This is a genomic window from Caballeronia sp. LZ062 (genome assembly GCF_031450785.1).
In the GTDB taxonomy this organism is placed as follows: Bacteria; Pseudomonadota; Gammaproteobacteria; order Burkholderiales; family Burkholderiaceae; genus Caballeronia.
This window is the reverse complement of sequence record NZ_JARTWB010000002.1, coordinates 231,692-245,462: the sequence shown is the minus strand read 5'-3', so window position 1 is coordinate 245,462 and position 13,771 is coordinate 231,692. Positions and strand designations below refer to the sequence as shown.

Sequence of the window (13,771 nt, the reverse complement as noted above, 5' to 3'; positions counted from 1 at the left end):
AACGTAACCAGTCACGGGTGAGTCGCCCTATGTTGTATCGCTTTTCCTTGCTGCGCGCTGCCGCAGCCGCGTGCTTGGCCGGCTCGGCGATGCTCGGCGTGCCTGCGCACGCCGGTGTCTTCGACGACAACGAAGCGCGCAAAGCCGTTCTCGATTTGCGCACCAAGACCGATGGCCTCGCCAATCAGTTGCAGGCTGCGCAGCGCACGATCCTCGATCAGCAAAACCGCCTCGATCAGCTGAATCAGCAGCTCGCGACGGTTCGCGGACAGAACGAGGATCTGGCGAACCAGGTCGCCACGCTGCAGAAGCAGCAGAAGGACTATTACGCCGATCTCGATACGCGCTTGAAGAAGTTCGAGCCGCAGCAGCAGACTATCGACGGCGTGACGGGTTCGGTGCAGCCTGGCGAGACGGAAGCGTTCAACGCAGCGTCGACAGAGTTCCGTAACGGTGACTACAAGAGTGCGGCGGCGTCCTTCAAGGCGTTCGTCGCCAAGTACCCGCAAAGCCCGTATCAGCCGACCGCGCAATACTGGCTCGGCAATGCGTTGTATGCGCAGCGCGACTACAAGGGATCGACCGCGATCTGGCAAAACCTGGTGAAGACGTACCCCACGCATCCGCGAGCACCCGAAGCGTTGCTTGCAATCGCGAACAACCAGATTGAGCAGGGCCAGAAATCGGCTGCGAAGCAGACGCTCCAACAGATCATCTCGCAGTATTCGGGCACTGAAGTCGCGCAGACCGCGCAAAGCAAGATGTCGCAGGTGAAGTAAGCGGAGTTTTCGGGTGTTTTGCCGGTTCCGCGCCTCTCGTGAAGAACGCTCGCGGGCACCATGCCGCGGGCGTTTTTCTTGAGCGTGTGACGGTCAGATTCTGTTGACAGTAATCGAGAACGCCGCTTATAATTTCGCCTCTTTCGGGTCGTTAGCTCAGCTGGTAGAGCAGCGGACTTTTAATCCGTTGGTCGCAGGTTCGAATCCCGCACGGCCTACCAAAGAATTCAAAGGGTTACAGGCGCAAGCCTGTAACCCTTTGTCGTTTCTGCCAATTAGTTCGCTCGACGAATGGAACGCTTCAACGCGCGGCCGGAGTCGAGACAACGAACCTACACCGCGCTCACCCCGCCATCCACGGCAAGCACCTGTCCTGTTATGTGCTTGCCCGCATCGCTCGCGAAAAGAACAGCCGCGCCCTTCAGGTCTTCGTCGTCGCCTAGACGGCGAAGCGGAATGCCTGCGCACATGTGCTCGACGCCCATCCGGTCGAGCGAGCCCTGCGTCATCTTCGACGGAAAAAAGCCGGGCGCGAGCGCATTCACGGTAATGCCGTGCTCGCCCCACTCGCCCGCGAGCGTGCGGGTGAAGTTGACGACCGCGCCCTTCGACGTGTTGTAGGCGATCGTCTGCATCGTGCCGGGCGCATTGCCCGCGAGCCCCGCAATCGACGCCACGTTGATTACGCGTCCATACCGGCGCGGAATCATCGAGAGCTTGCCGATACGCTGCGTCAGCAAAAACAGCCCGCGGATATTCAGGTTCATCACCTTGTCCCAGGCGGCGAGCGGATAGTCCTCGGCGGGCGCGCCCCACGTAGCGCCCGCGTTGTTCACCAGAATGTCGATGCGGCCGAGGGCGGCGAGCGCATCGTCGGCGAGGCGGGCGATCTCGTCCTCCCGCGCGCCGTCCGCCGCGATCCAGCGAACATCGACGCCACGCGAGCGCAGATGCTGCGCGGCGGCAGCCAGTTCGTCGTGCTTGCGCGCAGACAGCACGACGCGCGCGCCCTGCTCGCCCAATGCCTCGGCAATCTGCAGGCCGAGCCCGCGCGAGCCGCCTGTCACGAGCGCGGTCTTGTCTCTCAGGTCGAAAAGCTGTTGCACGGTTCGCATGGCGTGTCCTAAAACCACGCGTCCTGCATGTCGAGCGTCGTGCGATCGAGCGACATCAGCAGATCGAACTGCGGTCCGACGCGCGGCAGTTCCCACTTGAAGAAGTAATCGGCTGCGGCGAGCTTGCCGCGATAGAACGCATCGTCGTCATCGGTGCGGACGGCGGCGAGTCCCGAGCGCGCGGCCAGCGCCTGTTCGAGCCAGATCCACGCGACCGTCACATGCCCGAACGCCTCCAGATACAGCGACGCGTTCGCGAGCGTCACCGACGGATCGCTCGCCACCCACAGCATCCGCGTGACGTGCACGAGGCGCGTCACCGATTCGTCGAACGCGGACGCGTGCTTCAGCAGCGCAGCGTCGCCCGTCGCCGCTGCGCGCGCCGCGCTCGCGTGCATGCGGTCCGCGAGCAGCCGAAGCGCCGCGCCGTCTCTCATGGTCACTTTGCGGCCGAGCAGGTCGAGCGCCTGAATGCCGTGCGTGCCTTCGTGAATCGCGTTGAGACGGTTGTCGCGATAGAACTGCTCGACGTTGTACTCGCGCGTGTAGCCGTAGCCGCCGTGCACCTGAATCGCGAGGTTGTTGGCTTCGAGGCACCATTGCGACGGCCAGCTCTTGGCAATCGGCGTCAGGATATCGAGCAGCAGCGTGAAGCGTTCGTGAGTCTGTCCGTCCCCGGTGGCTTCTGCGGCGCGCGCTTCGTCCACCAGCTTCGCGCAGTACAGATTCAGCGCGAGGCCGCCCTCCGCATAGCTCTTCTGCGCGAGCAGCATGCGGCGCACGTCGGCATGCTCGACGAGCTTGACCTGCGGACTCGCCGGGTCTTTGCCGGCGCGGCCCGTCGGGCGTCCCTGAGGGCGGTTGCGCGCATAGTCGAGCGCATGCAGATAGCCCGTATAACCGAGCACTGCAGCGCCGAGGCCCACGCCGATGCGCGCCTCGTTCATCATATGGAACATGCACGCGAGCCCCTGCCCCGCCTCGCCGACGAGATAGCCCACCGCTCCCGCCTTGCCGCGCGGCCGGTGCTGCACGCCTTCGCCGAAGTTGAGCAGGCAGTTGGTCACGCCGCGATAACCCATCTTGTGATTGAGTCCCGCGAGCACGACGTCGTTACGTTCGCCGAGTGAACCGTCTTCTTCGACCAGAACCTTGGGCACGATGAAAAGCGAGATGCCTTTCACGCCCGGAATCAATTTGCCGTCGGGACCGGGAATCTTCGCGAGCACCAGATGAACGATGTTCTCGGACAATTCATGCTCGCCGCCCGAAATCCACATCTTGTTGCCGCGCAGCCGATATTGCGCCCCAAACGGCGATTCGCCCTCGTACTCGGCGCGCGTCGCGATGTCCGACAGCGACGAGCCGGCCTGCGGTTCGGACAGACACATGGTGCCGGAAAAGCGCCCTTGCATTTCGGGCCGCACGAAGGTGTCGATCTGCTTCGGCGTTCCGTGCGCGATCAGCAAGTTCGCGTTGCCGATGGTGAGAAACGGGAACGCCGCCGTGCCGATATTCGCGGCGGCGAAGTACGCGAAGCCGGCTTTTTCGACGACCACCGGCAACTGCATGCCGCCAAGCTCGTAATCCTGTCCCGCAGCCATCAATCCGGCTTCGCTGAAGGCTGCGAGCGCCGCCTTCACTTCGGGAATGACATGCACGCGCTCGCCGTCGAAATGCGGTTCGTGCTGATCGCTCTTCTTGCTGTGCGTGGCGAAAAGATCGGTGGCGATCTTCTCGCACGTATCGAGCGCGGCGTCGAACGTTTCGCGCGAATGGTCGGCGTAGCGTGGGATTTCGGTCAGCGCCTGAACCTTCAGCCATTCGTATAGAAGAAAGTTGAGGTCGCGGCGGGAAAGGATCAACGACATGTCTCGTCCTTGGTCAAAGCACTTCGAACAGGCCGGCTGCGCCTTGTCCGCCGCCGATGCACATCGTCACGACGACGTGCTTCACGCCGCGGCGCTTGCCTTCGATCAGCGCGTGGCCGACGAGCCGCGCACCGGACACGCCATACGGATGCCCGACCGCGATGGCGCCGCCGTTCACGTTGAGCCGCTCCATCGGAATGCCGAGCGTATCCGCGCAGTACAGCACCTGCACGGCGAAAGCCTCATTCAGCTCGCACAAACCGATGTCGTCAACCGTCAGGCCCGCTTTCTTCAACAGCTTCGGCACCGCGAACACCGGCCCGATGCCCATTTCGTCCGGCTCGCAGCCCGCCACCGCGAAGCCGCGAAACACGCCGAGCGGCGCGATGCCCTTCGCTGCGGCGACCCGCGCGTCCATCACGACGCACGCCGACGCGCCATCCGAAAACTGCGACGCGTTGCCCGCCGAAATGACGCCGCCCGGCAACGCGCTGCGAATCTTCGCGACGCCTTCCAGCGTCGTGTCGGCGCGAATGCCTTCGTCGGCGGCGATGGTCACTTCGCGGCTCACGATATCGCCCGTCGCGCGATCCACGACGCCCGCCGTGACGGTCATCGGTACGATTTCACGGTCGAAGCGGCCCGCCTCGCGCGCCGCCGCCGCGCGCTGCTGGCTGCGCACGCCGTACTCGTCCTGCCGCTCGCGCGAAATGCCGTAGCGTTTGGCGACCTGCTCCGCCGTCTGCAACATGCTCCAGTAGATCTCGGGCTTGTTCGCGGTGAGCCACGGATCGTTCGCGTATTCCAGATTCATCTGGCGCTGCGTCCACGAGATGCTTTCGACGCCGCCCGCCGCGTAGATTTCGCCTTCGCCCGTCATCACGCGCTGCGCGGCCATTGCAATGCTTTGCAGCCCGGACGAGCAGAAGCGGTTGACGGTCGCGCCCGGCACCGTCACGGGACAGCCCGCGCGCAATGCGATCTGACGCCCGATGTTGCCGCCCGTCGCGCCCTCGGGGTTCGCGCAGCCCATCAGCACGTCCTCGACTTCGCCGGCCTCGATGCCCGCCCGCGCGATGGCGTGCCGCACCGCGTGCGCACCGAGCGTCGCGCCGTGCGTCATGTTGAACGCGCCCTTCCAGCTTTTGGCCAGCGCGGTGCGCGCGGTGGATACGATCACTGCCTCGTTCATGTCTTTGTCCCTAGTCGTTGAAGCTCGCGCCCGCTTCGGCAAGCCGCTGCAACAGCGGCGCGACTTGCCACGCGTGGCCCTGATAGCCCTTCGCATAGCGATGAATGGCCTGCACGACGGCATAGAGACCGATTTCGTCGGCGTACTGCATCGGCCCGCCGCGGAACTTCGGAAAGCCGTAGCCATGCAGATAGACCATGTCGATATCCGATGCCTTCGACGCGATGCCTTCCTGCAGGATCAACGCGCCTTCGTTGACGAGCGCGAACACGAGCCGCTCGACGATTTCCTCGTCGCTGATCTTGCGGCGCGCAAGCCCCAAGTCCTTCGAATGCCGCACGATCATTTCGTCGACGACCGCGCTCGGATACGCTCGGCGATCGCCCGGCTTGTAGTCGTACCAACCGGCCTGCACTTTCTGGCCGAAGCGCCCCATTTCGCACAGCAGGTCGCCCGTCTTCGAGTAGTTGAACTCGGGACGCTCCACGGCGCGGCGCTTGCGGATCGCCCAGCTGATGTCGTTGCCCGCCATGTCGATCATGCGGAACGGACCCATCGCGAAGCCGAAGCGTTCGATCGCGCGATCCACTTGCTGCGGCAACGCGCCTTCGTCGAGCAGAAAGCCCGCTTGCCGGCTGTACTGCTCGACCATGCGATTGCCGATGAAGCCGTCGCACACGCCCGAGACCACCGCGACCTTGCCGATCTTCTTCGCGAGCTGCATCACCGTGGCAAGCACGTCCTTCGCGGTCCGGTCCCCGCGCACGACTTCCAGCAGCTTCATCACGTTCGCGGGGCTGAAGAAGTGCAGGCCGATCACGTCGTGCGGACGTTTCGTGAAAGACGCGATGGCGTCGATGTCGAGCGTCGACGTGTTCGATGCCAAGATCGCGCCGGGCTTCGCCACCTCGTCGAGCCGCTGGAACACGCTCTTCTTGACCTCCAGGTCTTCGAACACCGCTTCGATCACGAGATCGGCGTCGCGGATGTCGCCGTACGAGAGCGTGGTCGAAAGCCGCGCCATGCGTGCCTCCACCTCGTCTTGCGTGAGCTTGCCCTTCTTGGCCGTGTTCTCGTAATTGCGGCGGATCGCGCCGACGCCTCGCTCCAGCGCGTCGCCTTTCATTTCCAGGATCGTGACCGGCACGCCCGCGTTCAGGAAATTCATTGCGATGCCGCCGCCCATCGTGCCCGCGCCGATCACGGCGACCTTCGCGATGGCGCGCGTCGGCGTGTCGGCGGGCACGTTGGGAATGCGGCTCGCCGTGCGTTCGCCGAGAAACGCGTGACGCAGCGCGCGAGATTCCGGCGTGTTCATCAACGCCATGAAGCCGTTGCGCTCGGCCTCGATACCCGCGTCGAACGGCTTTAGCGATGCCGCGACCGCATTCACGCACGCAAGCGGCGCGGGATACGGGCCCGCGTTCGCCGCGACCGTATTGCGCGCGAAGCCGAGATACGCTTCTGCGTGGTCGTGCTGCACTTTCGCGTCGCGCAGCTTGGGATGCGAACCGGCGCGCTCGGCGACATCGCGCGCGAACTGCACGGCGGCCGCGACGACATCGTCCGCGACGATCTCATTGAAGAGCCGCGTCCCCGCGAAGTGTTCAGCGAGCATGGTCTTGCCCGACACGATCATGTTGAGCGCGGCTTCCAGGCCGATTGCGCGCGGCAGGCGCTGGGTGCCACCCGCGCCGGGCAAGAGACCGAGATTGACTTCGGGCAGTGCGATCTTCGCTTGCCGCGTCGCCAGCCGGTAGTGGCAGCCGAGCGCAAGTTCCAGTCCGCCGCCCATGGCCACCGAGTGAATGGCCGCGACGACCGGCTTCCCGGACCGCTCGATGGTTTCGATGACCGTCGCGAGGCTCGGCTCCTGAAACGCCTTCGGCGTGCCGAACTCGCGGATGTCCGCGCCTCCCGAGAACGCCTTGCCCGCGCCAGTGATGACGATGGCCTTTACCGCTGCGTCGTCGCTCGCGCGGCTCATGGCGTTCATGATGCCGGTCCGGGTTGCATGACCCAGACCGTTGACCGGAGGATGGTCGAGCGTGATGACGGCCACGCCGTCATGGACCTGGTACATCGCTGTCATGCTGAATCCTTGAATGTGAACGGAGTGTTGTGCGGCGCGGCGCCTGGTCTTCTCGCGCGGATCGTGTCGTCTCGGCTACGCCGCCGCGCCCAATTCGCTGACCAGTCGAGGCACCTCGGCAAACAAATCACCGACGAGGCTGTAATCCGCCACGCTGAAAATAGGCGCTTCGGCGTCCTTGTTGATCGCGACGATCACCTTGCTGTCCTTCATGCCGGCCAAGTGCTGAATGGCGCCCGAAATGCCGACGGCCACATACAACTGCGGCGCGACGATCTTGCCCGTCTGGCCGACTTGATAGTCGTTCGGCACGTAGCCCGCATCGACCGCTGCGCGCGATGCGCCGAGCGCTGCGCCCAGTTTGTCGGCGAGCGGTTCCAGCACTTGCGTGTAGTTCTCGCCGCTGCCCAAACCGCGCCCGCCGGAGACGATGATGTTCGCGCTCGTCAGTTCGGGCCGGTCGAGCTTCGTCACTTCGCGGTTCACGAACTGCGAGACGCCCGCGTCCGCCGCTGCTTCGATTTTCTCGACCGATGCGCTGCCGCCTTCCGCCGCCACCGGATCGAAGCCCGTCGCACGCACGGTGATGACCTTGATCGGATCGCTCGACTGGACGGTTGCGATAGCGTTACCCGCGTAGATCGGGCGCTCGAACGTATCGGCGCTGACGACAGCCGTGATCTCGCTGATCTGCGCGACATCGAGATGCGCGGCGATGCGCGGCGCGATGTTCTTGCCGTAAGCCGTCGCCGGGGCAACGATGTGCGAATAGTCCTTCGCGATGTTCCGCACCGTGCCTTCGACGTTCTCCGCAAGGCCTTCGGCCAACTGCGACGCATCGGCGAGCAGCACCTTCGAAACGCCCGCGATCTTCGCGGCCTGATCCGCGGCGCCTTGCGCGTTCGATCCCGCGACGAGCACGTGAATGTCGCCGCCCAGCTTGGCCGCTGCCGCGACCGTGTTCAACGTCGCCGCCTTGATCGACGCGTTGTCGTGTTCCGCAATTACCAGTGTCGTCACGTTAGATCACCTTTGCTTCGGTTTTCAGTTTCTCGACCAGCGTCTTCACGTCCGGCACCGTCACACCGGCGCTGCGCTTCGGCGGCTCGGTGACTTTGAGCGTCTTCAGACGCGGCGCGACATCGACGCCGAGATCGGCGGGCGTGACCGTCGTCAGCGGCTTTTTCTTCGCCTTCATGATGTTCGGCAGTGTGACGTAGCGCGGCTCGTTCAGGCGCAGGTCGGTCGTGACGACCGCGGGCAGCTTCAACGACAGCGTTTCCGCGCCGCCATCGACTTCGCGCGAGACGGTGGCGCAGCCATCGGCGATCACGACTTTCGATGCGAACGTCGCTTGCGGCAGGCCCGCCAAAGCGGCGAGCATCTGCCCGGTCTGGTTCGAATCGTCGTCAATGGCTTGCTTGCCCAGAATCACGAGCTCCGGCTTTTCCTGATCGACGAGCGCCTTGAGCAGCTTCGCGACCGCCAGCGGCTGCAATTCCTCGGCAGATTCGACAAGAATCGCGCGATCCGCGCCGATAGCCAGCGCCGTGCGCAGCGTTTCCTGACATTGCGTGACGCCGCACGACACCGCGATCACTTCGGTTGCGACGCCCGCTTCCTTCAGACGCACCGCCTCTTCAACGGCGATTTCGTCGAACGGGTTCATCGACATCTTCACGTTGGCGAGTTCGACGCCCGTGTTGTCCGATTTCACGCCGACCTTCACGTTGGCGTCCGTCACTCGCTTGATTGCAATCAGAACCTTCACTTGCCTCTCCTTGTGCGAAGCATCGACGCATCGCGCCTAGCGCGTGCCGCAGTCGATATCGACGACGGTTGCGTTCATGTATGCGTTCTCGATCAGATGAACGACGAGCGCGGCAAACTCTTCGGCGCGGCCCATTCGTCGCGGGAAGAGCATCTTCTCGATGAGCCCGTCCGACACCTTCTGCGGCATGGCCGCCGACATGCCCGATTCGAACAACCCGGGCGACACCGCCAGCACGCGAATGCCGTGTTCCGCGAGATCGCGCGCCACGGGAATCGTCATGCCGATCACACCCGCCTTGCTGGCGCTGTAGGCAGCCTGTCCCATCTGACCGCCCTTCGCCGCGCCGGACGCCGTGTTGATGATGACGCCGCGCTCGCCCGTGTCTTCCGGGTCGTTCTTCGTCATGGCGAGCGCCACATGGCGCACCACGTTGAACGTGCCGGTCAGATTGACGGCCAGGACGCGGCTCCACAGTTCGCTCGGAAAGAGCTGGCCCTTCGAAATGGTCTTGCACGGGCCGAGCACGCCCGCGCAATTCACTGCGATATTCACGCGCCCATGCATGGCGACGACCGCGCCGACTGCCTGCTGCACGCTCGATTCGTCGGCGACATCGACCGCGAAGGACGCGATGGACGGGCCGAGCGCCTCTCTCAGCGTGTCCGCGTCGAGATCGAAACCGACCACCGTCGCGCCCGCTGCGGCGAGCGCCTTGCACGTCGCGAGACCGAGCCCCGACGCTGCGCCGGTGACGACCGCCACCTTCTGTTCAAGTTTCATGCGTGAATCCTGATTCGAATGTCCGATAGATCAGAAACGGTGAGACAAGCCCACGCCGACGAGCGTCTGCGATGTCTGTGGCTTCGTCACCGAGACGCCGGGCCAGCTCATCGTCGCCGTGCCGTGGTTCTTCATGTAGCCCGCGCGGGCATAGACGCTCGTGCGCTTCGACAAGCTGTGATCCGCGCCGAGTTCGAACGCCAGCGTGTTGCTGTTCACGCCGCGCACTTTCCGCTGGACGGCGGCGAACTCGATCACGTCCGCATCCGTCGCCTGAATGGTCATGCCGGCCTCGGCGACACTGTTCGAATTCGCCGCGTTCAGGCGTGCCGCGAGCGAACCAGCCGGTGCGCTCTGCGGACGCGAGTAGATGTAGTTGAACTGCAGATTGACGATGCCGAAGCGATACGCGAGCGCACCCGTATAGTGGTCGGTCGACATCATGGCGAGCGGCCCCGGCAGCCCCGGCAGCGTCCTCACGCCCTGATGCTCGTTCTGATAGGCGATGCCCGCATAGAAGCCGTATCCGCTGTACATGGCGGCGACGTCGAGCGTGTTGCCCAACGTCGTCGGCACCGGATACGACGATGTAGCCGCGAGCGCGTACATCGCGTACAGCGTGACGCCGTTCAGATTCGGCGACTTATACAGCACCGAATTGCTGAGCCGGCCGGGTCCGGCTTGAGTGGAGAGCGTGTTACGGTCAGTGGCGATCGCTGCAGCGGAGAGCGGCGACAAGACTTCGTTGCCTCTGAACGGATCGCCGTAATACAGCACCCAGAACGTCGGCTGGTACTGACGGCCGAACGACAGCGTGCCGTATCGCTCGTGCGTCAGCCCGAGCCACGCCTGCCGGTAGAACAAGGCGGTAGGATCGACGAAAAACCCGCCGGTGTTGGGCGTGTATCCGCTTTCCAGGTCGAACACCGCGCGCAAGCCGCCGCCCAGGTCTTCGGTTCCCTTGAAGCCGATCTGCGAACCGGCCAGCCCGCCACTGCGCTCCATGATCGAGGATGTTCCGCCGTTGTTGAGATATTGGCCGAATACATCGACCACGCCGTACAGCGTGACGCTCGATTGCGCCGCCGCGCTACCGGCCGCAGCGGCCGCCGCCATTGCCAAAATCGTCTGTCTGATGAAGCGCACGCCTGTCTCCTGTTTTTTTGTGCCGCATCCGGCCAGGTGCGGTTACAACGCTCGCGATTGCTCACTCTCCGTGAACGCCGGCCAGCGCCGCCGGCGTCGAAACGTGGACGCTCTCTGTCGCCCATCGTTTATTAGGGATGCTTATCTAGGTGCCGACTTCTGTCGCGTGACTTGAAGGACGCACTATGCTCGTTCGACCGCGACCTGGCGGCTCATGCGCTCCCGCACCGGCAAGTCCGCCGACGAGCTGCTTTCCGGCGAAGCTCCGGTATGTGCATGACCTGCGATTGAATTCTGCTTTGGTATCGCGTCTGTCCTCCCGTGCCTTGTACGCCTGTAAGCGGGGTACATGGCGAAGGATATGCGGTATCCCGATACGCGCCGCCCCCTCGTTAAAGGGGGGATGCCGCAGTGCGCGAGCCGGGTCGGCGGGCACCGTTCACGTCGCGCGAAGCGTTGATTCGAAAGGACGTTTTGCTCACAGACCGACCGCGCCGCCACGTCGCTGCTACGGGAAAACGATAAAATCCCCGCGTGCCCGCACGCTGTGCTGCTGCGTCGCGATGAGACAGCGCATCGGGCGCCGCGCCCCCTCACGACGAGGGGGCGTGCGCGCGCCGGTCGCTCTCTATCATTGGCCGACACGAACATACGGAGGCAGTCAATGACAGCGACAAAGCGCGGGCCGCTTGCCGGGCTCAGAGTGCTGGAAATCGCGGGCATCGGGCCGGGGCCGTTTTGCGGCATGCTGCTCGCGGATCTTGGGGCGGACGTGGTGGTCGTCGACCGCCTCGAAGCCGCCGCCGACGCGCTCGATCTCGGCGACACGCAAATCGCCAATCGTGGCAAGCGTTCCGTCGCGGTCGATCTGAAAAGTGCCGATGGCGTCGAGACCGTGCTCGGCCTTGTCGAACATTGCGACGTGCTCATCGAAGGAATGCGCCCCGGCGTGATGGAGCGTCTCGGGCTTGCGCCGGACGTATGCCTCGCGCGTAACTCGCGGCTCGTCTACGGCCGCATGACCGGCTGGGGCCAAGACGGCCCGCTCGCGCATGCGGCGGGACACGATCTGAACTACATCGCGCTGTCGGGCGCGCTCTGGTATGCCGGCCAGCCGGGCACGGCGCCCCTGCCGCCGCCGAGCCTCGTTGGCGACATCGGCGGCGGCGCCATGTATCTCGCCGTCGGCATACTCGCGGGCGTCATGCACGCGCGCGCCACGGGCAAGGGGCAGGTGATCGACGCGGCCATTGTCGATGGCAGCGCGCACATGACGACGCTCCTGCTCGCGCTTCAGGCTTCCGGCCAGATGACGCACGAGCGCGGCGAGAGCCTGCTGGACGGGCCGCACTGGTACAACACCTATCGTTGCGCGGACGGCGGCTATGTCTCGGTGGGATCGCTGGAACCGAAGTTCCATGCGCAACTACTCGACAAGCTCGGCCTGTCCGCCGACCCCGCCTTCGCGAAGCCCTACGATCGCCGCACGTGGCCCGCGCTGCGCCAGCGCCTTGCCGAACACTTCGCTACTCGCACGCGCGACGAATGGTGCGCGCTGCTCGAAGGAACCGATGCGTGCTTCGCGCCGGTCCTGAGCCCGGACGAAGCCGCCGCGCATCCACACATGCGTCAGCGAGAAATCTACACGCGCGAGAACGGCGTGCTTCAGGCGAGTCCTGCGCCGCGCTTTTCCGCCACGCCGCCCGGCCCGCCCGGCGCCATACCGCGCCGTGGCCAGCATACGGAAGCCGTGTTGCGCGACTGGGCGCGTGCTTCCCATCCCGACAATACAAAGGAATCCCGATGACCGACTCCTCTCACATGTTCCTCACCGAGCAACAGAACCTGATCCGCGATTCGGCGCGTCGCGTGGTCAGTGAGATCGTCGCGCCGACGGCGGCCCGGCGCGATCGCGAGTCGGCGTGGCCGCGCGACGAACTGAAGGCGCTTGCCGAACTCGGCTTCCTCGGCATGTTGATTCCCGAGGAATACGGCGGCACGGGCGCGGGCGTGCTCGACCTGTGCCTCGCCCAGCATGAGATCGCCGCTGCCGACGCGGGCCTCGCGACGATCATCCACGTGCATAACTTCACGGCGCTGAACATTGTCGAGCACGGCACGGAAGAGCAGAAGCGCCGCTACCTGCCGGCGTTGGCGCGCGGCGAATCCATCGGCGCTTATCTGTTAACCGAACCGCACGCCGGTTCAGATACCGCCGCGCTGCGCACCACCGCGCGCAAGGACGGCGACTGTTACGTGATCAACGGCTCCAAGCAGTTCATCTCGAACGGCAGCGAAGCGGGCGTCGGCGTCGTGTATGCCATCACCGACAAGGCCGCCGGCAAACGCGGCGCGAGCACGTTCATCATCGATCCGAGCCAGCCCGGCTATCACGTCACGCGCGTGGAAAGCAAGCTCGGCCAGCACACCGCGCATACCGCGCAGATTACGCTCGAAGACTTCCGCGTGCCGGCTGCGAACCTGCTCGGCGGCGAAGGCGACGGCTATCGCACCGTCATGAGCGGCCTCTCGGATGGGCGGATCGGCATTGCGTTTATTGCGGCGGGTGTGGCGCGGGCCGCGCTGAACGCGGCAGTCAGCTACGCGAAGGAACGCGAGGCCTACGGCGCACCGATCATCCGGCTGCAAGGCGTCGCGTTCGATCTCGCTGACATGGCCGCGCAAGTGGAGGTCGCCTATCAGTATTGCCTGCACGCTGCGCGTTTGCGCGATGCCGGCGTCGCGTGCGTGAAGGAAGCGGCCATTGCGAAGATGTTCGCCAGCGAGATCGCCGAGAAAGTGTGCTCCGATGCGCTGCAGATTCACGGCGGCTACGGCTATCTCACGGACTTCCCCGTCGAACGATATTTGCGCGACGTGCGCATCTGCAAGATCTACGAAGGGACCAGCCACATTCAGAAGCTGATCATCTCGCGCAGCCTTGGCTGAACGCTGCTTCTGAAGGCTGCCTCGCCAACGAAAAGTGCCCGGCATGACCGGGCACTTTGCTTTCTACATTACG

Annotated in this window: 11 protein-coding genes and 1 tRNA gene; 4 read left to right on the top strand and 8 right to left on the bottom strand. The window is 64.6% G+C overall.

What is annotated here, in order from left to right:
- The first annotated feature begins 29 nt into the window (after positions 1-29).
- Together ybgF and P9239_RS07155 are read left to right on the top strand one after the other, a co-directional pair.
- A complete protein-coding gene (gene ybgF, locus P9239_RS07160; protein WP_309749822.1) occupies positions 30-779 on the top strand; it encodes a tol-pal system protein YbgF in 750 nt (249 codons plus the stop codon).
- A 145-nt stretch (positions 780-924) separates the two neighbouring features.
- Positions 925-1,000, top strand: a tRNA-Lys gene (locus tag P9239_RS07155).
- Between the two features lie 111 nt (positions 1,001-1,111).
- Here P9239_RS07155 and P9239_RS07150 read toward each other — a convergent pair.
- From P9239_RS07150 to P9239_RS07115, 8 genes are all read right to left on the bottom strand, one after another.
- Entirely contained in the window at positions 1,112-1,894 is a 783-nt protein-coding gene (locus P9239_RS07150) for an SDR family oxidoreductase (RefSeq protein ID WP_309749821.1), read from the bottom strand.
- 8 nt (positions 1,895-1,902) lie between these two features.
- Positions 1,903-3,765 (bottom strand): acyl-CoA dehydrogenase, encoded by a 1,863-nt coding sequence (locus tag P9239_RS07145; RefSeq protein WP_309749820.1) that lies wholly within the window; start codon positions 3,763-3,765, stop codon positions 1,903-1,905.
- 13 nt (positions 3,766-3,778) lie between these two features.
- Positions 3,779-4,957, bottom strand: a complete 1,179-nt coding sequence (locus tag P9239_RS07140; RefSeq protein ID WP_309749819.1) for an acetyl-CoA C-acyltransferase — start codon at positions 4,955-4,957, stop codon at positions 3,779-3,781.
- Between the two features lie 10 nt (positions 4,958-4,967).
- On the bottom strand, positions 4,968-7,049 hold the full coding sequence (locus P9239_RS07135; RefSeq protein WP_309749818.1) for a 3-hydroxyacyl-CoA dehydrogenase NAD-binding domain-containing protein: 2,082 nt from the start codon (positions 7,047-7,049) through the stop codon (positions 4,968-4,970).
- A gap of 75 nt (positions 7,050-7,124) precedes the next feature.
- The gene (locus tag P9239_RS07130; protein WP_309749817.1) at positions 7,125-8,069 is read right to left on the bottom strand and encodes an FAD-binding protein; all 945 of its coding nucleotides are present in this window, start codon (positions 8,067-8,069) and stop codon (positions 7,125-7,127) included.
- A 1-nt stretch (position 8,070) separates the two neighbouring features.
- Positions 8,071-8,820: an electron transfer flavoprotein subunit beta/FixA family protein gene (locus P9239_RS07125; RefSeq protein ID WP_309749816.1), complete on the bottom strand. Its 750-nt coding sequence runs from the start codon at positions 8,818-8,820 to the stop codon at positions 8,071-8,073.
- A 36-nt stretch (positions 8,821-8,856) separates the two neighbouring features.
- Positions 8,857-9,603 carry an SDR family NAD(P)-dependent oxidoreductase gene (locus P9239_RS07120; RefSeq protein WP_309749815.1) on the bottom strand — a complete coding sequence of 249 codons (747 nt, stop codon included), beginning with the start codon at positions 9,601-9,603 and terminating at the stop codon, positions 8,857-8,859.
- A gap of 30 nt (positions 9,604-9,633) precedes the next feature.
- Positions 9,634-10,749 (bottom strand): porin, encoded by a 1,116-nt coding sequence (locus P9239_RS07115; RefSeq protein WP_404980068.1) that lies wholly within the window; start codon positions 10,747-10,749, stop codon positions 9,634-9,636.
- Between the two features lie 664 nt (positions 10,750-11,413).
- Here P9239_RS07115 and P9239_RS07110 point away from each other — a divergent pair.
- Both P9239_RS07110 and P9239_RS07105 read left to right on the top strand, forming a co-directional pair.
- Positions 11,414-12,556 (top strand): CaiB/BaiF CoA-transferase family protein, encoded by a 1,143-nt coding sequence (locus P9239_RS07110; protein WP_309749814.1) that lies wholly within the window; start codon positions 11,414-11,416, stop codon positions 12,554-12,556.
- A gap of 14 nt (positions 12,557-12,570) precedes the next feature.
- On the top strand, positions 12,571-13,698 hold the full coding sequence (locus tag P9239_RS07105) for an acyl-CoA dehydrogenase family protein (protein ID WP_309753924.1): 1,128 nt from the start codon (positions 12,571-12,573) through the stop codon (positions 13,696-13,698).
- Positions 13,699-13,771 lie beyond the last annotated feature (73 nt).

Excerpts from the sequence above, each read along its gene's own strand:
- P9239_RS07135 (WP_309749818.1), bottom strand. The coding sequence starts at position 7,049 with ATGACAGCGATGTACCAGGTCCATGACGGCGTGGCCGTCATCACGCTC.
- P9239_RS07105 (WP_309753924.1), top strand. The coding sequence starts at position 12,571 with ATGTTCCTCACCGAGCAACAGAACCTGATCCGCGATTCGGCGCGTCGC.
- P9239_RS07120 (WP_309749815.1), bottom strand. The coding sequence starts at position 9,603 with ATGAAACTTGAACAGAAGGTGGCGGTCGTCACCGGCGCAGCGTCGGGG.
- ybgF (WP_309749822.1), top strand. The coding sequence starts at position 30 with ATGTTGTATCGCTTTTCCTTGCTGCGCGCTGCCGCAGCCGCGTGCTTG.
- P9239_RS07145 (WP_309749820.1), bottom strand. The coding sequence starts at position 3,765 with ATGTCGTTGATCCTTTCCCGCCGCGACCTCAACTTTCTTCTATACGAA.
- P9239_RS07150 (WP_309749821.1), bottom strand. The coding sequence starts at position 1,894 with ATGCGAACCGTGCAACAGCTTTTCGACCTGAGAGACAAGACCGCGCTC.
- P9239_RS07140 (WP_309749819.1), bottom strand. The coding sequence starts at position 4,957 with ATGAACGAGGCAGTGATCGTATCCACCGCGCGCACCGCGCTGGCCAAA.
- P9239_RS07110 (WP_309749814.1), top strand. The coding sequence starts at position 11,414 with ATGACAGCGACAAAGCGCGGGCCGCTTGCCGGGCTCAGAGTGCTGGAA.